The organism is Synechococcus sp. PCC 6312 (genome assembly GCF_000316685.1).
Taxonomy (GTDB): Bacteria; Cyanobacteriota; Cyanobacteriia; order Thermosynechococcales; family Thermosynechococcaceae; genus Pseudocalidococcus.
This window is the reverse complement of record NC_019680.1, coordinates 1,025,078-1,043,652: the sequence shown is the minus strand read 5'-3', so window position 1 is coordinate 1,043,652 and position 18,575 is coordinate 1,025,078. Positions and strand designations below refer to the sequence as shown.

The following is an 18,575-nucleotide window of genomic DNA, read 5'->3' as shown; positions in this document are numbered from 1 at the left end:
TCGCCGATGATGATGCCTGTTTCACGCCGCGCTGCCTTGGAATTATTAGGGGAGATCAGTCGGTGGGGGGTGACTTACCCGGCCTGGAAGGCTTTTGGCCTAGAACATGCGCTCCCCATTAATAACCACCAAAGCAAGACTATGGAAATTCCCAATACCCCGACCACCGCCCTAGATCGTTTACTTGCTGGTAATCAACGTTTTGTCCAGAATAAGTCCCTTCATCCCCATCAAGATGTTCGTCAGCTAGCGGTTGTCACGGAGACACAAACTCCCTTTGCCGCCATTCTCAGTTGTGCCGATGCCCGGGTCATTCCTGAAATTATTTTCGATCAAGGAATTGGTGATCTCTTTGTTGTGCGTGTGGCCGGAAATATTGCCATTACTGAAGAAATCGCTAGTGAAGAGTATGCCGTAACAATTCTAAAAACCCCCTTAATTGTTGTTCTCGGCCATGAACGGTGCGGGGCTGTTACAGCTACCTTGAGCGGCAAAAACCTACCCGGAGTTATGTCTTCTCTAACTACTGCCATTCAACCCGCAATTGCCCTCGCCCAAACCGAACCTGGTGATCTTTTGACCAATGCCATTAAAGCCAATGTCCGACTTCAGGTACAGCGGCTAAAAAACTCTCCGGTGCTTGCCGAGGCCATTCGTGCAGAAGCATTAAACATTGTTGGGGCTTATTATGAGTTGGCCAGTGGGGCTGTCCGGTTCTTAGGCTAACCATGGTTGTAACTCGGGCGAATCTAACACATCAGTACCGGGGCCTGGGTGACTCGCTCAATCACTTGCGGCAGGACTAGACCGACCCAATCAATATCCGCTGCGGTGGTGTGTTTACCCAGGGTCAGCCGTAAACTCGATTTAGCCAGCCCATCGTCATAGCCCATTGCTCTTAAGACCGGACTAGGAATGGATTTACCACTGTTACAAGCCGAGCCAGAACTTACGCCAATACCCGCTAAATTCAGTTGACGCACGAGGGTCTTTCCACTCAGCGGTGTTCCATAGGCATCGATCACTGTAAAGCTCAGGTGGTGGGGCAACCGATAGAGACGATGGCCCGTAGGTTGTAGTTGTGGGCAGGCATAAAGTTGGGCAAAGAGGCGTTCCCGGAGCGTTTGCAAGCGGGCTATTTCCTCCAAGAGTTCTACTTCAGCCAATTCAGCCGCAATCCCAAAGCCAGCAATATTGGGTAAGGCTTGTGTCCCAGCCCGCAGCCCCGACTCCTGCATTCCCCCAGCCAGAAAAGGATGTAATTCGACACCCGGCCGAATGTATAATGCCCCAACGCCCTGGGGGCCATAGAGCTTGTGGCTGGAGAGGGAAAGTAAATCAACCCCTAGGGCCTGGACATCAACGGGTAAACGCCCGGCAACTTGTACTGCATCCGTATGAAACAGAACATCACGATTACGACAGATTTTCGCCAGTTCTGAAATCGGCTGGAGTGTCCCAACTTCGCTTTGCCCGTAAATGACCGAAACCAACACCGTATTGGCCTGGATAGCCTGATCTAAGTCCCTAGGGTTAACTCGCCCCCAGCGATCCACGGGTAGACGGGTCACCTGCCAGCCTTGAGATTCTAAAAAAGCCATGGGTTGACTGACGGCAGCGTGTTCTACAGAGGAAATAATCAAATGTTGCGGGGACGAGAATTGACGGGCTACCCCGTATATGGCCAGGTTATTGGACTCTGTACCGCCAGATGTAAAGACAATGCCGAGGGGAGAACTGTTGATGAGGCTGGCCACCTGCATCCGGGCCTGTTCTAAGACTGTTGCCGCGCGCTGCCCCCATTCATGCAAGCTGGATGGATTCCCCCAGGCCTGGGCCATGACCCGATTCATGCTGGCCATAGCTTCTGGGCGACAGGGCGTAGTAGCACTGTAGTCTAAATAAATTTGCATAGATTAGCCCAGGTACAGTATCAAAAAACACTCTTAATCCCTATTGTGCCTTGCGGAGATCCTTTCACCCCTCTGTCTTGATACAATTCCTTTTTTTGCCCACCCGTTTGCTGCAAAAGATATAAACTTTCTTATCTATCAAAATATAGTCTAGTCAGGATTTTCGCACCTAGGATAGCAGTGGTTCATCTCCCCATTACTTCCCAGATAAGCTTGAGTTTTTTGAATAAGTTTTGATGCCAAGGGATGTTATAGTCATACTAACGGGGCGTAGCGCAGCTTGGTAGCGCACCACTTTGGGGTAGTGGGGGTCGTGGGTTCAAATCCCGCCGCTCCGATAGTGGTTCTAATGTTTAAAGCTTTGACAACACTGGCTTTGTTAGATTTAAGGGTTAGTTACTTTTAGGTCAAGTTAGACTACATTTGACCATAGAACCTATACAAAACTGGTGCGAAATTTGCATACTCTCAAAATGAAGGGAGTTCAGGCAAGTTAATAGCATGGGCATAGTATCGCGCAACCGTTTCGAGACGATTCCCAAGAATTGTAGCCACCTGGGCAATGCTGACTCCTGATCCAGAAGGTGACTCCCCAAGCTATAGCGGGCTGCATAGGTGACTCGGTAAGGAATATTGGCAGCAACGCATAATCCTTTCCAAACCCGCTGAGTGAAATTGCGATCATCAATGGGTTTCCCCTTTAGAGACTTAAAAAATCAATTCATTAGGTTTGGTCTCAGGCGTTGACCGTCCTTGGAACATGGCCAGTAGTTTCGGTTGTAAGGGAATAATTCGCACCTTTTGATTCCTTGTGTCTTTCCGTTGACGGGCATAGCCACTGGTTTTACCGTCCGGGGAACGGCTAAGGCTCTCAGAGATGGTGATATCAGCCCCAATAAGTTCATCATGGCGTAAGTCTTAGGATTAGGGCAGGAGGGGTAAACCCAGTTCCTTGAGAAACTCGTTATGCTTCTTCTTCGCCGCTGCAATTTTCTTCTCTACTTCGACCAGGCTAGAATTTACCGTATCTAGATCAATTTCTGCCTCTGCCACAGCGGTACTGATATAGCGAGAAATATTGAGATTGTAGTCATTGGACTCAATTTCTTTCATCAAGATCCGGCGGGAATAACGGTCTTCTTCCTTACGGAACTGGTAAGTGTCAACAATTTTCTCGATATGTTCTGGCAAAAGTCGGTTTTGGCGTTTGCCTTTCTCGAAATGCTCACTGGCATTGATGAACAGGACATCATCAGGCTTTTTGCATTTTTTCAGGACGAGAATACAGACTGGGATGCCTGTGGAATAGAACAGGTTTGCAGGCAGACCGATCACTGTATCAATGTTGCCGTCTTTGAGAAGTTTGCGGCGAATCTTGTCTTCAGCACCGCCCCGGAATAGTACGCCGTGGGGAAGGATGATTGCCATTGTGCCTTCGGGTTTGAGGTAATGGAAACCGTGTAATAAAAAGGCAAAGTCCGCCGCTGATTTCGGAGCCAGGCCATGGTTTTTGAAGCGCATATCTTCGCCTAGGGCTTCGGTCGGTTCCCAGCGGTAACTAAAGGGTGGATTGGCAACAACGGCATCAAAATAACGTTTTTTGGCTGGATTGGCTTCCCGCAACATCTCCCAATCATTCAGGAGGGTGTCACCGTGGAAAATTTCAAACTCGGAATCTTTCACCCCATGGAGAAGCATATTCATCCGAGCCAGGTTGTAGGTAGTGATGTTCTTCTCTTGTCCGTAGATTTTGCTGATGCCGTGGGGGCCAAGCTGGCGGCGGACATTGAGCAGGAGTGAACCAGAACCACAGGCAAAGTCCATGATGCTATCGAGATGTTTCTTTTTGCCGGTGCTGGGGTCTTGGCTATCGAGGGTGACAATGGCTGACAAAATACTGGAAATTTGCTGCGGGGTATAGAATTCACCGGCCTTTTTACCAGAACCAGAAGCAAACTGACCGATCAGGTATTCGTAGGCATCTCCCAGGCCATCCGTATCGGCTGAGAACTGGTTAAGACCGGCAGCAATTTCGGTAATGATCGTGCAGAGTTTGGCATTGCGGTCGGTGTACTTTTTGCCTAGTTTTTCGGAATCGAGATTAATCTCGGAGAACAGGCCCTGGAAGGTACTCTCAAAGGATTCGGTCTCGATATACTTAAATCCCTTTTGTAAGGTCTCCAATAGTTGACTATTTTGGGTGCGAGCCATTTCGGCAATGCTGGCCCAGAGAAATTCCGGCTTGATGACGTAATGGACTTTGCGGCGCATCTGCTTTTCAAATTCAGCGATGTCATCGGGGTTTTGGTCGTACCAGTGTTGAAGTGGCGTGATGTTGGGCAAGTCTGCGGGATTGGGATAGTCTGAGCCAAGTTCTTTTTCGGCGGCGGTTTCATAGTTATCGGACAGGTAGCGCAGGAACAGAAACGAGAGCATATAGTCCCGGAAGTCATCGGCGTTCATGGCTCCCCGGAGTTGATCTGCAATGTTCCAGAGGAGACTACCGAGTTGTTTTTGGTTTTGTTCGGACATCAGTGTTTTAGTGATTTATTCTCATTAACATATATAAAACCCTGATCAGGATTATGGCGCAACAATGGCCGGGCAACTAGATCAATGTGGTGGCGTAAGGGCGGGTGATTGATCCTGTTGTAGGGAATAATATCGACAGAAAAGGGGAGAGGGCTATCCTGAAACAATGTCCAAAGTCGATCACAGTCTGTTTCCGTAATGTTGCCATACAGAGCTAAATCTAAATCTGAGTTGGGCCGATACTGACCTTGGGCGCGGGAACCAAAGACGGCAACAACCTCTAGGCGCGCTGAAAATGGGGCTAATATCCCTTGAATGATGGCCCGATTCGAGTCGCTCAGGCCAAAGCAATCAGTTCCGGTGTCGCTCATGGTGGGTCTATTTCTAGGCGGCGGGGTGCTAAAAATTCATCGAGTTCTTTGAAGGCGGTGAAGTAGTGGTCTCGGATCTCGGTCAGGACTCGCTCAAAGGTTGCCAGGTTATAGGTGTGGGCCATGCGGTTCCGGGCATCGAGGGCCTGTTGCCATGTGTCACCTTGATGAATGATGCGGGCTTCAAAGGCACTACGGATGATGGTACGGGGGGTGATTGGCTCTAGCACCAGGCCTTCGCTTTCGAGGTAGTCTTTTAGGGTTTTCCAGGCCAGTTCCATTGTGTATTCAAACCGTTGAATTAGGCCTTCTTTTTCCAGTTGGCTTAGGGGACGGTCGAGGTTAATGGCTTCTTCTAAGAGGATGAGGGCGCGGTGGTAGTTATCGAAACGGTAAGCCCAACGGGGGATGGGATCAATCATGGTCAGGATTCACTGATGTCGAAAGTTGATCTAAAGCAGACTCTTGAATGCCATTAGTCCAAATTTCATATTCGCTAATATCAATCTCATCATTCCAAACAATACCGCTGCCCGATGGATCTATTTGAAAGTTCTTAAAGAATGAATATTGTTTAAGTGGTAAAAAAGCTGGATTTTCTGTTAGCTTTTCACAGTTATATTTTCTGGTTTGATGATTGGAGAAGGTTACTAATAGAGTGTAGTTTTCAATGATTTTAGCTGACGTAATTTTAGGACAAATCATAATCTTTATTTCCTATTTTATTGCAGGGGTGGTAGTTTATGGAATTCTTGATTTTGCCACATTTTTAGCAATTCCTGCTGATAAATCGTTGCCCATTCCGTAACGATCTTTATCGCCCTGTTGGGTAAGTCTCCCTCGATCATCTCTAGGGTTTCGATATTGAACAAGGCGTTATATTCTCCATAAATGACATGAAAATGGGGCGGTGGATGATCCGCAAAAAAGATTTTGATGATGATTCCATAAAAGCGACTAATTTCAGGCATACTAACTATTTTCAGATATTTTTCTAAATAAATATAAATACTCATATTCTTCACTGACTACGGTTGGCCATGCGTCCTTTTCTTGGTCAATGAGTTCGGGCCTGGCGTAATGCTTTAGGGAGCCGCGTAAACTTTGCTTTTTTTTCAGTTCTTCCCCTGAAATTCGGACTATTTTGCCATTTTCCATAATCACGATAGCGGTGTTGGTCTGGATTGCGGTTTGAATCGCCAGGCCAGAGGCTCGACGCAGGGCATCCATAGAAGCAGGAAGATCGGGGTTTTTCGCATTAGCAATATCTTTTTTATCCATTAGTTTTCTCCCCATTCGAGTAAGACACGCCCCAGGCCAAGATTATCGTATTTCAGACTAAACCTGAGAACAGAGAAAGGAGCAGATCGGGGGCTGCTGGTCTAAGCTGAAGTTGCCTGGTAGTCCTGTAGTCGCTATCCGTTCCAATGGTCAGATCCACTTCCCCAGGGTGAAATAACGATGACTGATTCTATTTTAAATTCTCCCCTAGACCGTGCTAATTACCTGGCTGATTTGGCTGTAGAGCGAGCTAAAAGTGCTGGAGAGGCTATTCCTTCTGTGAAAATTGAAGTCTGGCTATCTACCGAAGAATATCAAGACTTAGTGGCTAATTTAGGTCAGTTAGACTGGGGCGACTTCATACCCGGTAAATCTATATTTCCAGCCCTTCACCCAGAAACTCAAGCGATGGCGGAATAGAATTAATAGGCTCTAAGCAACGTAGCACGCCCTATTCATGTTCAACCTCCTCAACCGATGGGAATAACTGCTGCATTAACCCTTTTTTATGCAACTTCAGCGCTTCGATTTTTTGCGTTTGGGCGGTGATTAGATCGTCAAGAGACGAGAGGAAATCCGCAATTTTCTGTTGTTCATTTATTGAAGGGATAGTTATACGAATTTCTTTGAAATATGGCAATCCTATTGTTTTTATAGTGCTTCCAGTAGCAATTCTTTCAAAGGTTGGTTTTAATATTTGCAAAAGAAAGTAGAGAAACCAATTTGACAGCTTAGACTTATCACAACACCACGCTATGAAATGTTGGCTTACTGCCATTCCAGAATATAAAACTGCACTTTTTCCAACACCAGCATCACGGCTAATAATTACTGTACCGGGTGGATGAATAACTGCGGATGAGTTTTTAATACCTTCTACTGAAATTTCGACTTTTGTATCATAAATATAACCCTTATCCAACTTATTAGAGTCAGCTAGGGAAACCCATTTAATTCCGCCGTTATAGTAATTTGTGTGACCTTTGTTAGGCGTATGGCCGGATCCTCTTTTAGCTAAATCTTCAATCTTCTTTTCCTCCCAGGCCCCGGCATCTCTAAACTCAGGGAAGCGTAGTTTTGGAATTGTTTCGCCTTCTGCGGGAAAAAGCTGCTGCATTAAGCCTTTCTTATGTGATTTGAGCGATTCGAGCTTTTGGGTTTCAGCGGCGATCAGATCATCTATAGAAGTAAGGCAGTCGGCAATTTTCTGTTGTTCATCTAACTTTGGAATATAGAATTTATACTTCTTGAGATGACCACCATTGATTGAATTAATTGTTGCGCCTAAGTCTGCTGATACTTGTTTTTCGTATGCTTCTGTTTGAAATAACTGAAAAATAAACTTTGCAGTATTAGTTCTAAATACCGTCATAAATGCACCGTGAGTACATAACGGCATTTTTTCAGGGATAAGAGCATTTTTGCCAATTAAGGATTTTGAACCATTCCGCACACAGATCAAAATATCATTTGGACGTGATAAATTTACTCCTTGAATATCTGGTCTTACAAACACACTGTCATCCAATGCAATCATGCCATTCTGAATATTGGACGATCTTAAAACTAACAATCCCTGATCCCGTATATCTTCTGGGCTATATGTTAGACCGGAAACCAGTTCTCCTAATTGACCAAGTTTTTTTATTTCCCACTCTCCTGCGTCCCGAAACTCAGGAAACCGCAACTTTGGTAGTAATGAATGATTATTTTTGGGTTTCATATTTTGGGTTTCTATTATCTTTTATTGAAGAGTCTCATTGCCTTAGAAATTATGAAAATGGGTTAAAAACTTCTACCCCTGTCCCTATAAAATCTCTTTCATTGCGGGTTACAAGAACTAAGTTATGCACCAATGCCGTAGCCGCAATCTGTTTATCTAAGGGGTTTTCTGGATGGGGTACGCGTAATTTTCCCCACACCTGAGCAGTAACATTATCAAACGGTAAGATTGAATTTTCAAAATCTATAAGTAACTTGTTCAGCCAATCTTCAAGTCGTTCAGCCTGAATTAAATCGCCACGATAGCGGATCAAATCTACTCCTCGGCGTAGTTCTCCAACAGTGATCACCGATAGAAAAATTGAGGTTTGTTCTTGTTCTACTTCAGTGAAAAAATTAAGGACACTGGGATTTGCTGAATTGCGTTTGCGTAACTCACTAATAACATTAGTATCAAGTAAATACATCATCTACCTCGTCTGAATCATCTACCCGTTCAAAATCTTCATCTAAGCCAGCATTGGGAATGGTTAATAACCGAGCTGCTAAAGATTCTTTAGTCGTTAATTTAGCCGTGCTGCGGGATGCCAGAAACTCAATAAAATCCAACACCTCGGCCTGTTTATCTGGGGGCAATGCCTGCATCTTTTCAATAAATTGCGCCGGATTCATATTAAACTCCTGGTAAATCACTGATGCAGTTTAATTTAATGATGGGGTGTAATTGTCTCACCACTGACGAGAGTTTTGGCATGGTCTTACATTTTGCCCTTATCTTCATGCTCCTTACTTCCACTTCTACCAGGCAGAGGCCGATCCTGACGTTGTTCACGTTGCCAAGCCACCGGATCAGTAATTTCTGCAAAAGGATTCAATGCCGCTGCTTCCTCTAATGCTTTAGCTAAACATTCCTGGCGTTCTTGCTGACTTAAACTCTGATTACTGCTCATAAGCTGCTAACCCTGAAATCTCCCGCCCTTGGGCCAGTTTATGCAGCAACGGGATCAAATCCGCCATTAAAGCCTCTTCTTTTTGCTTCCGGGCCTTCCATCCCAACTCTAACGGGGCCAACAGATCACTCAGGGCCTGGCCATCAAAAATCATTCGCCGCATAATCCCATCCACAAACGTCTGCAGGGCCGCTGGTTCCAGGCCGTGGGTCGTGGCAATTAGTTCTAGCTCTTGGGTATTCTTCTGGGCCTTAAATGCCTCATAGCCTTCTCGGATCGCCGCCTCATCCAATCCTTCCCCCACCTTCAACGTACTGATATAGGCCGCAATATCCTCCCGGTCATCCATAAACTTGGCATCGGCTTGAATTAACCCAATCAACTCCTCTCGGGTCATCTTTTGTTTGTCCGGCCTGGCCTGGGTATAGTTGGCAATCAGCCCCATGATGTAGTCATAATCCACCACCACCGAAGCAAACAAAACAAACTCAAAATCGAGTTGCTCAATATTGGGATCAGTGGGGCCTGGCCTGCCTTGTTGTTCCTTCAATCGTTGCGCCGTTTCCAGATACACCCCCCGAAACCCTTGTAACTGCTCCTTGGGAATCACCTGCTCAATCGTTGCCGCATCCTCTGGCGTGAGATCCGTATATTGGTCAAGCTGAGTTTTGAGCCGCTGCACTTCCTTAAACAAATTAATAAACTGGCTCCGAGCCGCATCTCCCTTCAGATTAAACACTTCCTCTGGGGCATAGGCCAGGCCTTGGGATTGCATAAACGTATCTAACCTCTGGGCCGCTGTTTCCAGTTTTGAGATCACCACAGGAGCCGGATCCACCAGCCAAATTTCCCTCGCCTTCGCCTTGGAATTGCCCGAAAAAAGCTCAATGGCCTGGTTCACTGCCTCCTGCTGCTGGCGAAAATCAAGAATATTGCCATAGGGCTTGGTGTCATTCAGGATGCGATTTGTCCGGGAGAAGGCCTGGATCAACCCGTGATACTTCAGGTTTTTATCCACATAGAGCGTATTCAGAAACTTAGAATCAAAGCCCGTCAGCAACATATCCACCACAATCGTCACATCTATTTTTTGACTGTGGGGTAAGTCCTGGTTGGCATACTGCTGATCCTTAATCCGTTTCTGCACATCCTGATAGTACAAATCAAACTCATTGATGCTGTGGTTTGTCCCGTACTGCTGGTTATAGTCGGCAATGATGTCTCTGAGAGCTGCTTTCTTCTCATCGGGAGCGACTTGGTTATCCGCCTTTTCTTGGGGTAAGTCCTCTTGAATTTGCTGCACATCCTGATTTCCCTCGGCCGGTGGCGAAAATACACAGGCAATATTTAAGGGACTAAAGGTTGGGTCTGTGGTTTGCTTCTCGGCCTGGATGGTTTGAAACAGTTCATGATATTCAATCGCATCATTAATCGAAGCTGTTGCCAGAATTGCATTAAATTTTCGTCCCGCCGTGGCTGCATCATGTTTGGCTAAGATAGCTTCGACAATCGCTTTTTTGGCTAAGGCCTCACCAGCTTTGGGGATGTGGCTGCCCTCGGGTTTGTAGTAGTCAATATGGAACCGCAACACATTCCGGTCTTCAATCGCATCGGTAATCGTGTAGGCGTGGAGTTGCTGCTGGAAAATATTGTCCGTGGTTTTATAGGAGCCAACTTGCCCTTCAATCTGCTGATAGCTGGCATTGTCCTCAAAAATCGGTGTTCCTGTAAACCCAAATAACTGAGCTTTAGGGAAAAATTCTTTAATCGCCTTGTGGTTCTCCCCAAACTGGGATCTGTGGCATTCATCAAAAATCAAGACAATCCGCTTATCCCGCAGAGGTTCAAGGCGTTGCTTATAACTGCGTTTGTTGCTGGTTTTGTTAGTTTCATCCAAGGCCAGGCCCAGCTTTTGAATCGTCGTCACAATCACCTTATCCGCATAATCAGTCGAGAGGAGCCGCTGCACTAGGGTTTCGGTATTGGTGTTTTCTTCCACACAGCCTGCTTGAAACCGATTAAATTCCTCCCGTGTTTGCCGATCCAAGTCTTTCCGATCCACCACAAACAAACATTTTTCAATGTCGGGGTTATCTTTCAGCAGTGTCGAGGCCTTAAAAGATGTCAGAGTCTTGCCGCTGCCTGTGGTGTGCCAGATATAGCCATTGCCACTATTTTGATGAATACAGTCCACAATGGCCTGGGCTGCATAGATTTGATAGGGCCGCATCATCATCAGCTTTTGTTCACTGGCCACCAGCACCATGTAGCGGCTAATCATCTGCCCCAGAGTGCATTTGGCCAAAAAGGTCTCAGCAAAGCTATCTAAGTGGGTAATTTTCCGGTTATCCTTCCCCGCAAATTGATAGAGGGGTAAGAATTGCTCATCGGCATTAAAGCTAAAGTGGCGGCTGTTGTTATTGGAGAAGTACCAAGTATCACTCCGGTTACTGACAATGAACAACTGGATAAAACAAAGCAGCGTCCTGGTGTAGCCATTGCCCGGATCATTTTTATAATCCACAATCTGCTGCATCGCTCGGCGGGGGCTAATCGTCAGGCTTTTAAGCTCAATCTGGACAACTGGAACCCCATTAATCAAAAGAATCACATCATAGCGGTGGTGACTGCTGGCCGTATTGATCCGCAGTTGATTCACCACTTCAAACGTGTTTTTGCACCAGTCTTTAATATTAACCAGAGTATAGTGTAACCGTTTACCGTCATCTCGCTCAAAGCTGTTCCGTTCTCGCAAATGTTGGGCCGCTGCAAATACATCTGGCGTGATGGCCTGGTCTAGGAGTCGGCTAAACTCGCCATCGCTCAGGTGGACTTGGTTGAGAGCTTCAAACTTTTCCCGAAAATTCTGATCCAGGGCGGCTAAATCTCGAATATCGGGGCGGTAGGTGTACTTCAAGTCCCCCAGTTTTTCGATTAGGGCTTGTTCAATTTGCTGCTCTATCATACAAACACTTGGGAAGTCATTGATTAGACGCGACTCAGTCTAGATTGAACGATAAAATAAGTGGTTTAAGCCTTATTTTAGATACTTTAAAGCTTTGATGTCCCAGGCCTGGATCGGCTGTCCCGACTATCGCTAAATTTCTAGGCTTGATGGGGAAATTATAGAATGAGAGTCAGGGTGTTAAGTTCGTGAGGAAAGTCGGACAATGAGCTTAGTTGGGAACATAATCTGGTTGATTTTCGGTGGCTTTATTAGCGGCGTAGCTTACATTATTGGTGGTATTAGTCTTTGCATTACCATTATTGGGATTCCCTTTGGCTTAAAGGCGATTGACTTGGGACTCAGTACATTCTTACCCTTTGGAAAAGAGGTGATTGAGAAGCCCGCTGCCAACAGTACCCTAGCAATGATTTTTAATATAATTTGGTTAATTGTCTTTGGGTGGGGAATTGCCTTGAATCACCTCGTCTGGGGATTGATTATGGCGATTACGATTGTTGGTTTACCCTTTGCTCGGCAACACTTCAAGTTAATGATTCTGGCTCTCCTTCCTTTTGGGCGTGAACTGAGTTAGTCTGCACGGGGTGGGTGTTGAGCCAAAACAGTTTTTAGGTATTGGCCGGTGTAAGAGTTGGGATTTATGGTCACTTGCTCTGGTGTGCCAGTTGCAACCAATTGCCCACCCCTTGCCCCGCCTTCCGGCCCGAGATCAATAATCCAATCGGAGCAGCGAATCACATCTAAGTTATGTTCAATCACCAAGACGGAATTGCCTTTATCCACCAAGCGTTGGAGGACATCCAGCAGTTTATGGACATCATAAAAAGATAGGCCGGTGGTGGGTTCGTCAATTAAATAAAGAGTTTTGCCTGTCGCCCGGCGGGAGAGTTCCGTGGCCAGTTTCACCCGTTGCGCTTCTCCCCCGGAAAGAGTCGGTGCAGTTTGGCCAACTTTGACATAGCCCAGACCGACATCGACTAAGGTTTGTAATTTACTCACGGCTTTGGGAATATTGATGAAAAACTCCAGGGCTTCGGCGGCGGTCATTTGCAAAACATCGGCAATGGATTTTCCTTTGAATTTGACTTGCAGCGTTTCCCGGTTATATCTGGCCCCTTTGCAGACATCACACTGGACATAGACATCGGGGAGGAAATTCATCTCAATCACGTTCACCCCCTGCCCGCCACAGGCCTCGCACCGCCCCCCTTTAACATTGAATGAGAACCGGCCTGGTTTATAGCCCCTCGCTTTGGCTTCCACGGTTTCCGCAAAGACTTCCCGAATCACGTCAAACACGCCGGTATAGGTGGCCGGATTGGAGCGGGGGGTACGGCCGATGGGAGATTGATCAATCACAATGGCCTTATCTAGGGCGTTCAATCCCTTAATTCCGGTCATTTCTTTCGGCAGCGGAACCTTATGACCAAAATGATGTTGCAACGCTGGATAGAGGAGTTCATTCATCAAGGTAGATTTACCGGAGCCGGACACCCCCGTAATGCAGACCAATTTGCCGAGGGGAATTTCCACGTCAATGTTTTTCAGGTTGTGGCGATGGGCGTTTTTAATTTCGATGCTACGGTTATTCCCCGGCCGGCGCTCTCTGGGCGTTTCAATCGCACTGCGACCCGATAAATAAGCTCCAGTCAGAGATTCGGGTGATTCCAGAATGTTTTCTAATTGCCCTTGGGCGACTATTTTTCCGCCATGCACCCCGGCCCCCGGCCCAATATCAACAAGATAATCTGCGGCGCGAATTGTTTCTTCATCATGTTCCACCACAATCAGGGTGTTGCCCAAGTCCCGTAGCTTGAAGAGAGTGTTGAGGAGTCTGGTATTATCCCGCTGATGCAGGCCAATACTGGGTTCATCCAAAACGTATAACACCCCGGTTAAGCCCGAACCAATTTGCGTCGCCAGCCGGATCCGTTGCGCTTCTCCCCCCGATAAGGTGGCCGCACTGCGATCCAAGGTTAAGTAATCTAAGCCCACATCCAGCAAAAACTGTAACCGGGCCTGGACTTCTCGCAGGGCTAAATCGGCAATCTGGGCCTGGCGGGGGGAGAGCTTGAGGTTTTGCACCCGCTCTTTCGCTTCGAGCACTGAGACACTGGTTAAATCCGGCAAGGCATATTGACCCAAGCGCACCGACAAGGCTTCGGGTTTGAGGCGTTTGCCTTCACAGACTTCACAGGCCTGGTCAACTAAATATTGCTCTAGTTTTTGCTTATACAACTCCGAGGTGGTTTCGTCATATTGATTTTGGAGAATCGCCAACACCCCCGGAAATTTCTTGTAATAGCCCCGCCGTTCCCGATAGCGAGAATCTACTTCGACAAAAATTGGCTCTTTCGTTCCATGCAGAATCATTTCCTGTTGCAGCTTGGTGAGTTTATGCCAGGGGGTTTGAATATCAAACTCAAAGGCCTGGGCCACACTATAAAGCAACGAAAAATAATAACTATTGTCTTTCTCGGCCCAAGGGGCAATGGCCGCATACACCGGCAGTTCCGGGTTGGGGATAATTAAATCCGGCGAAAAACACTTCAACGCCCCCAGGCCATGGCAGTTGGGGCAGGCTCCATAGGGTGAATTAAAGGAAAATAATCGCGGCGACAATTCATCCATGACGGCCCCATGTTCGGGACAGGCAAAATTTTCGGAAAAAACTAGTTGTGTGGGAGTCTGGTACTGGCCTGGGGGTTCCGCCGCCGTTAAGGTGATTAGGTCTTCGGGATTGGGTGACTCCGCAGATTGGGAAACAAGGGATAACTGGGGTTTGCTCTCGGTGATTAAATCAATGATGGCGATCCCTTCGGCGTGTTTGAGGGCGGTGGCCAAGGAGTCGGTGAGGCGTTCCTGAATCCCACCTTTTTTAATCAGGCGATCCACGACAATTTCAATCGTGTGGCTGTGGTTTTTATCCAGTTCAATCGAGTCGCTCAGTTCCCGGATTTCCCCATTAATCCGCACCCGACTAAAGCCTTCACTGGCCAAACTGGAGAGGAGTTTTTTATGAGTCCCTTTCTTGCCCCTGACCATCGGCGCGAGAATCAGAAACTTTTGCCCATCTTCCAGGCCCAGGACTTGATCCACCATCTGATCAATCGTTTGGGGGGAAATCGGTCGCGCACACTGGGGACAATGGGGTTCACCGGCCCGGCCATAGAGCAACCGCAAGTAATCATAAATTTCGGTGACCGTCCCAACCGTTGACCGGGGATTATGGCTGGTGGACTTTTGATCAATGGAAATCGCCGGACTTAAGCCTTCAATTGCATCCACATCGGGTTTGTCCAGCTGACCAAGAAACTGCCGGGCATAGGCACTTAGAGATTCCACATAACGGCGTTGTCCCTCAGCAAAAATCGTGTCAAAAGCCAAAGAAGATTTTCCCGACCCCGAAACCCCGGTAAAGACAATCAACTGATCCCGCGGGAGTTCCAAATCCACATTGTTGAGGTTATGTTGGCGAGCCCCTCGAATCCGGATCAAATTCGGAACAGCAAGTGGAGCAGGTGTGTTCAGGGTTGCGTTGGGTGCGGGTTGAGACTGGCGGTGTTTGGGCATAAGGAATTCTTGGCCAACAAAAGACGCGGCAAAGCTAGAACAGGTCTCTGGGGGTAGGGGGAATATACACGATTTGTAGAATAATTGACTGCGCTCTGTAGATTATAGAGCATTCCCCACGGCGGGCTGGTTTGGGGCGAGTCAAGGAGGGGGGGAAGCAGGCCTGCCTGGGCAAATAAAATGTTTCTGGAGTGAAAAAGCCTCTTAAGTCCGTTAGGGCAAACTCAAACTGAGGCGGATTCCAAAGAAAAGATTGTGACTGCCCTGCTGTGGCCTGGATTGCGGTAGGGTAGCTATGGCATTGCAAGAGGAGCCATTCATGATTCAACTATATGGCGGCAGACAAACCCGGGCAGCAATTGTCCACTGGTATCTAGAGGAACTGGGGATTCCCTACGAATTTGTCGTCATGGACATGAAAGCTGGGGCCCACAAACAAGCGGATTTCTTGGCCATTAACCCAATGGGGAAAGTCCCCGCCCTAGTGGATGGAAACCTAAAGCTATGGGAATCTGGGGCAATTTTACTCTACCTTGCCGATTCTCAAGGAAAAATGCCAGAGGATGCCGGGTTGCGGGGGCTAATTTACCAATGGGTGCTTTTTGCTAATTCCAGTTTGCCCCAGGCCATGACGGGAGAAGCAAAAGAAACTCAACTGCCCAAGCTCCTGGCTGCTGTAGATGGGGCACTGTTGGGGAACGAATTTTTAGTGGCTGACACCTTCACCGTGGCTGATGTGGCAATGGCTAGTACCCTTAGTTATGCTGAGATGCTCTTTCAGATAGATTTTTCTCCCTATTCGGCAGTTCAATCCTACTTGGGGGGGATGACTCAGCGACCAGCATTTCGGAAAGGGATTATGGGGCAAGACTAATGGAGATCCAGTTTCGGGAATTTAACCCCTTTGATGTCTGGATTTGGGTCGAGCTGGTGGATTTTCCTACCCCCGTTGAGCAACAGTACCTAGAAGAGGTCTTTAATTCCTGGTTTTTCCTCGGCAAGTTGGGTGGATTTAATGCCGAAAACTTACAAGTCCAAGATACGGGCCTGGAACTGAGTTTTATGGACTACGACAGCCAGACCCAATCCCATTCCTTGGTAGCCTTAATGCACAATATGGGAGAGTTTGAATATCAAGACCTCTGGGCTAGATGTTGGTTTGATCTCGGCACCAGTGACGCTTTGGCTTTGGATGTTTTGATTAATGCCCTGAATCAGTTTAGTTTAGATTACCTACCCTTAAGGCGACTGATTATTGGGGGTGAAAATGCAGATTGGCCGATTGAAGAACCTCGCTAACCCATTCCCCACCCAGGATTCTCATTGGATCGGATAACGTCTTGGCAACCCCTAAAAACAGAACTGGCAGTGAAACCCATTCGAGCCGACAGTATTATTATTCTGCTTAAAATGCCTATTCCCAGAGTCACATACACCAAGCGTTAATATTCCTCAAACTGACCCAAGACCCCAGAGGGCAAATTACTGACGACTAAGATACCCATCCTTAACGACTTTTGACGGCTTCACTAGCAAACCCAATTGGGGCAATCCGACTTAATTGTAATTTGGGATGATCAGCCTCCATCTGTTGGACATTCCATTCATTTTTGAATAGCAAAACCGGCCGCTCCCAATTATCCTGAACTGTTAAGGCATTAAAAATTCGTCCTGTGGCTTCCAAGGCCGGCCAGCCATCTACAACCCAACGGGCCACGGTATAGGGCAAGGGGTCTAGGCGAGTTTCCACCCCATATTCATTCATCAAGCGAAACTGTACCACTTCAAATTGGAGTTGTCCTACGGCTGCCAAGATGGGTTCCCGTTTCGTTGGATCTGTAGCATACATAATTTGCACTGCCCCTTCCTCTCGAAGTTCATTGACTCCTTTTTGGAATTGCTTGAACTTAGAAGGATTAGGATTGCGTAAATAAGCAAAAATTTCCGGGGAAAAACAAGGAATCCCTTCATATTCCAACTTGGAACCAACATAAAGCGTATCGCCAATGGCAAACATTCCCGGATTATTCAACCCAATCACATCTCCGGGGTAGGCCGTTTCAATGGATTCCCGGCCTTGGGCAAAGAGTTTCTGGGGACGGGATAACCTCAGGTTTTTGCCAGTCCGGGCATGGGAGACGTTCATATCTTTTTCAAACTTGCCGGAGCAAACCCGAATAAACGCCACCCGATCTCGATGTTTTGGATCCATGTTGGCCTGGAGCTTGAAGACAAAGCCGGTAAAGTTTTCAGTGGTCGGTTCAATTGCACCCTTGTTGCTGCGATAGGCAATGGGTTTCAAGGCTTTTTCAAGGAAATGCTCTAAAAACAACTTCACACCAAAATTAGTCATGGCACTGCCGAAAAAGACTGGGGTCATTTTACCCTGATGGATTAGCGCAATATCTAACTCAGCCCCGACACCATCCAGGAGTTCTAATTCATCTTTTAACTGGTGATATAAATGGGGTTCTACTAACTGGTCAATGCGAGGATCACCGAGGGGAATAATTGTTTCCTGGGCTTCTTTGCGGCCATGTTCGCTCCGTTCAAACAGATGAAATTCCTGCCGCAATCGATCATAAACCCCGCGAAATTGATCCCCAATCCCGATTGGCCAGAGGACTGGAAAGGTTTGCAGGCCGAGTTCTTGTTCAATTTCATCAATCAGTTCTAAGGGTTCCCGCCCCGGCCGATCCATCTTGTTAATAAAGGTAAAAATCGGTAAAGCCCGCAACTGACAGACCTCAAAGAGTTTCCGAGTTTGGGGTTCCAGGCCCTTAGCCGCATCCACCAACATCACCGCATTATCCGCCGCCGCCAGAGTCCGATAGGTATCTTCACTAAAATCTTGGTGGCCGGGCGTATCGAGGAGATTGATTTGATAGCCTTGATAGTCAAATTGCAACACGGTCGAAGTAATCGAAATGCCCCGCTGTTGTTCCATTTCCATCCAGTCGGATGTGGCATGGCGTTGGGCGCGGCGGGCTTTGACGGCTCCGGCCTGGTGGATGGCTCCCCCGTAGAGCAAAAGTTTTTCGGTTAAAGTCGTTTTACCCGCATCCGGGTGGGAAATAATCGCAAAATTGCGGCGGCTGGCGACTGCGGCTTGAATTTCCTGGGCTAATTCGCTCATTATCTCTATTTGGGTGCTCTGATCCGGTTGCTACTCTTTCTTGAACCTAACAGATCTGGGGATAGACTTTGCTAAGATGATTTTCTCAGTCTTAATCTTTATCGCCCTAGCCCCAATTGCAATTGGCCTGGG

19 protein-coding genes and 1 tRNA gene are annotated in these 18,575 nt (G+C 47.3%); 6 read left to right on the top strand and 14 right to left on the bottom strand.

Annotated elements, in window-relative coordinates:
- Nucleotides 1–6: 6 nt before the first annotated feature.
- The gene (locus SYN6312_RS05150; protein ID WP_015123804.1) at nucleotides 7–726 is read left to right on the top strand and encodes a carbonic anhydrase; all 720 of its coding nucleotides are present in this window, start codon (nucleotides 7–9) and stop codon (nucleotides 724–726) included.
- Nucleotides 727–749: 23 nt separating this feature from the next.
- On the opposite strand, the gene SYN6312_RS05145 is transcribed toward SYN6312_RS05150, so the two are convergent.
- The gene (locus tag SYN6312_RS05145) at nucleotides 750–1,913 is read right to left on the bottom strand and encodes a cysteine desulfurase family protein (RefSeq protein WP_015123803.1); all 1,164 of its coding nucleotides are present in this window, start codon (nucleotides 1,911–1,913) and stop codon (nucleotides 750–752) included.
- A gap of 264 nt (nucleotides 1,914–2,177) precedes the next feature.
- Here SYN6312_RS05145 and SYN6312_RS05140 point away from each other — a divergent pair.
- Nucleotides 2,178–2,251 (top strand) — tRNA-Pro (locus tag SYN6312_RS05140).
- Between the two features lie 586 nt (nucleotides 2,252–2,837).
- On the opposite strand, the gene SYN6312_RS05135 is transcribed toward SYN6312_RS05140, so the two are convergent.
- From SYN6312_RS05135 to SYN6312_RS20060, 6 genes are read right to left on the bottom strand one after another with little or no spacing between them, the layout of a single operon-like run.
- The gene (locus tag SYN6312_RS05135; protein WP_015123802.1) at nucleotides 2,838–4,445 is read right to left on the bottom strand and encodes a type I restriction-modification system subunit M; all 1,608 of its coding nucleotides are present in this window, start codon (nucleotides 4,443–4,445) and stop codon (nucleotides 2,838–2,840) included.
- Nucleotides 4,445–4,816, bottom strand: a complete 372-nt coding sequence (locus SYN6312_RS05130) for a nucleotidyltransferase family protein (RefSeq protein WP_015123801.1) — start codon at nucleotides 4,814–4,816, stop codon at nucleotides 4,445–4,447. The genes SYN6312_RS05135 and SYN6312_RS05130 overlap by 1 nt, the downstream gene beginning before the upstream one ends.
- Nucleotides 4,813–5,238 carry a nucleotidyltransferase substrate binding protein gene (locus SYN6312_RS05125; RefSeq protein WP_015123800.1) on the bottom strand — a complete coding sequence of 142 codons (426 nt, stop codon included), beginning with the start codon at nucleotides 5,236–5,238 and terminating at the stop codon, nucleotides 4,813–4,815. The genes SYN6312_RS05130 and SYN6312_RS05125 overlap by 4 nt, the downstream gene beginning before the upstream one ends.
- Nucleotides 5,231–5,521, bottom strand: coding sequence for a DUF2442 domain-containing protein (locus SYN6312_RS05120; protein WP_015123799.1), 291 nt, complete (start codon nucleotides 5,519–5,521; stop codon nucleotides 5,231–5,233). Before SYN6312_RS05120 ends, SYN6312_RS05125 begins: the two co-directional genes overlap by 8 nt.
- Before the next feature lie 17 nt (nucleotides 5,522–5,538).
- Nucleotides 5,539–5,787, bottom strand: coding sequence for a DUF4160 domain-containing protein (locus tag SYN6312_RS05115; RefSeq protein ID WP_015123798.1), 249 nt, complete (start codon nucleotides 5,785–5,787; stop codon nucleotides 5,539–5,541).
- Nucleotide 5,788: 1 nt separating this feature from the next.
- Nucleotides 5,789–6,097, bottom strand: a complete 309-nt coding sequence (locus SYN6312_RS20060; protein WP_015123797.1) for a hypothetical protein — start codon at nucleotides 6,095–6,097, stop codon at nucleotides 5,789–5,791.
- Between the two features lie 180 nt (nucleotides 6,098–6,277).
- On the opposite strand from SYN6312_RS20060, the gene SYN6312_RS05105 reads away from it, so the two are divergent.
- A complete protein-coding gene (locus SYN6312_RS05105; protein ID WP_015123796.1) occupies nucleotides 6,278–6,517 on the top strand; it encodes a hypothetical protein in 240 nt (79 codons plus the stop codon).
- Nucleotides 6,518–6,548: 31 nt separating this feature from the next.
- On the opposite strand, the gene SYN6312_RS05100 is transcribed toward SYN6312_RS05105, so the two are convergent.
- From SYN6312_RS05100 to SYN6312_RS05080, 5 genes are all read right to left on the bottom strand, one after another.
- Nucleotides 6,549–7,820 (bottom strand): restriction endonuclease subunit S, encoded by a 1,272-nt coding sequence (locus SYN6312_RS05100; RefSeq protein ID WP_015123795.1) that lies wholly within the window; start codon nucleotides 7,818–7,820, stop codon nucleotides 6,549–6,551.
- Between the two features lie 49 nt (nucleotides 7,821–7,869).
- Complete coding sequence (locus tag SYN6312_RS05095) at nucleotides 7,870–8,289, bottom strand: type II toxin-antitoxin system VapC family toxin (protein ID WP_253276420.1); 420 nt, start codon at nucleotides 8,287–8,289, stop codon at nucleotides 7,870–7,872.
- Nucleotides 8,273–8,491 carry a DUF2281 domain-containing protein gene (locus SYN6312_RS05090; RefSeq protein ID WP_015123793.1) on the bottom strand — a complete coding sequence of 73 codons (219 nt, stop codon included), beginning with the start codon at nucleotides 8,489–8,491 and terminating at the stop codon, nucleotides 8,273–8,275. The genes SYN6312_RS05095 and SYN6312_RS05090 overlap by 17 nt, the downstream gene beginning before the upstream one ends.
- An 86-nt stretch (nucleotides 8,492–8,577) precedes the next feature.
- The gene (locus SYN6312_RS05085; protein ID WP_015123792.1) at nucleotides 8,578–8,769 is read right to left on the bottom strand and encodes a hypothetical protein; all 192 of its coding nucleotides are present in this window, start codon (nucleotides 8,767–8,769) and stop codon (nucleotides 8,578–8,580) included.
- On the bottom strand, nucleotides 8,759–11,734 hold the full coding sequence (locus tag SYN6312_RS05080; protein ID WP_015123791.1) for a type I restriction endonuclease subunit R: 2,976 nt from the start codon (nucleotides 11,732–11,734) through the stop codon (nucleotides 8,759–8,761). Before SYN6312_RS05080 ends, SYN6312_RS05085 begins: the two co-directional genes overlap by 11 nt.
- A 205-nt stretch (nucleotides 11,735–11,939) precedes the next feature.
- Here SYN6312_RS05080 and SYN6312_RS05075 point away from each other — a divergent pair, with 205 nt between their 5' ends.
- Nucleotides 11,940–12,308: a YccF domain-containing protein gene (locus tag SYN6312_RS05075; protein WP_015123790.1), complete on the top strand. Its 369-nt coding sequence runs from the start codon at nucleotides 11,940–11,942 to the stop codon at nucleotides 12,306–12,308.
- Here the strand turns inward: SYN6312_RS05075 and uvrA are convergent.
- Nucleotides 12,305–15,265: an excinuclease ABC subunit UvrA gene (gene uvrA / locus SYN6312_RS05070; RefSeq protein WP_371257393.1), complete on the bottom strand. Its 2,961-nt coding sequence runs from the start codon at nucleotides 15,263–15,265 to the stop codon at nucleotides 12,305–12,307. The two genes, SYN6312_RS05075 and uvrA, sit on opposite strands and share 4 nt — an antisense overlap.
- A gap of 361 nt (nucleotides 15,266–15,626) precedes the next feature.
- Between uvrA and SYN6312_RS05065 the strand changes: the two genes are divergently transcribed.
- Together SYN6312_RS05065 and SYN6312_RS05060 are read left to right on the top strand one after the other, a co-directional pair.
- Nucleotides 15,627–16,181 (top strand): glutathione S-transferase family protein, encoded by a 555-nt coding sequence (locus SYN6312_RS05065; RefSeq protein ID WP_015123788.1) that lies wholly within the window; start codon nucleotides 15,627–15,629, stop codon nucleotides 16,179–16,181.
- Entirely contained in the window at nucleotides 16,181–16,606 is a 426-nt protein-coding gene (locus SYN6312_RS05060; RefSeq protein WP_015123787.1) for a DUF3531 family protein, read from the top strand. The genes SYN6312_RS05065 and SYN6312_RS05060 overlap by 1 nt, the downstream gene beginning before the upstream one ends.
- Nucleotides 16,607–16,814: 208 nt before the next feature.
- On the opposite strand, the gene SYN6312_RS05055 is transcribed toward SYN6312_RS05060, so the two are convergent.
- Nucleotides 16,815–18,443, bottom strand: coding sequence for a peptide chain release factor 3 (locus SYN6312_RS05055; protein WP_015123786.1), 1,629 nt, complete (start codon nucleotides 18,441–18,443; stop codon nucleotides 16,815–16,817).
- Nucleotides 18,444–18,575 lie beyond the last annotated feature (132 nt).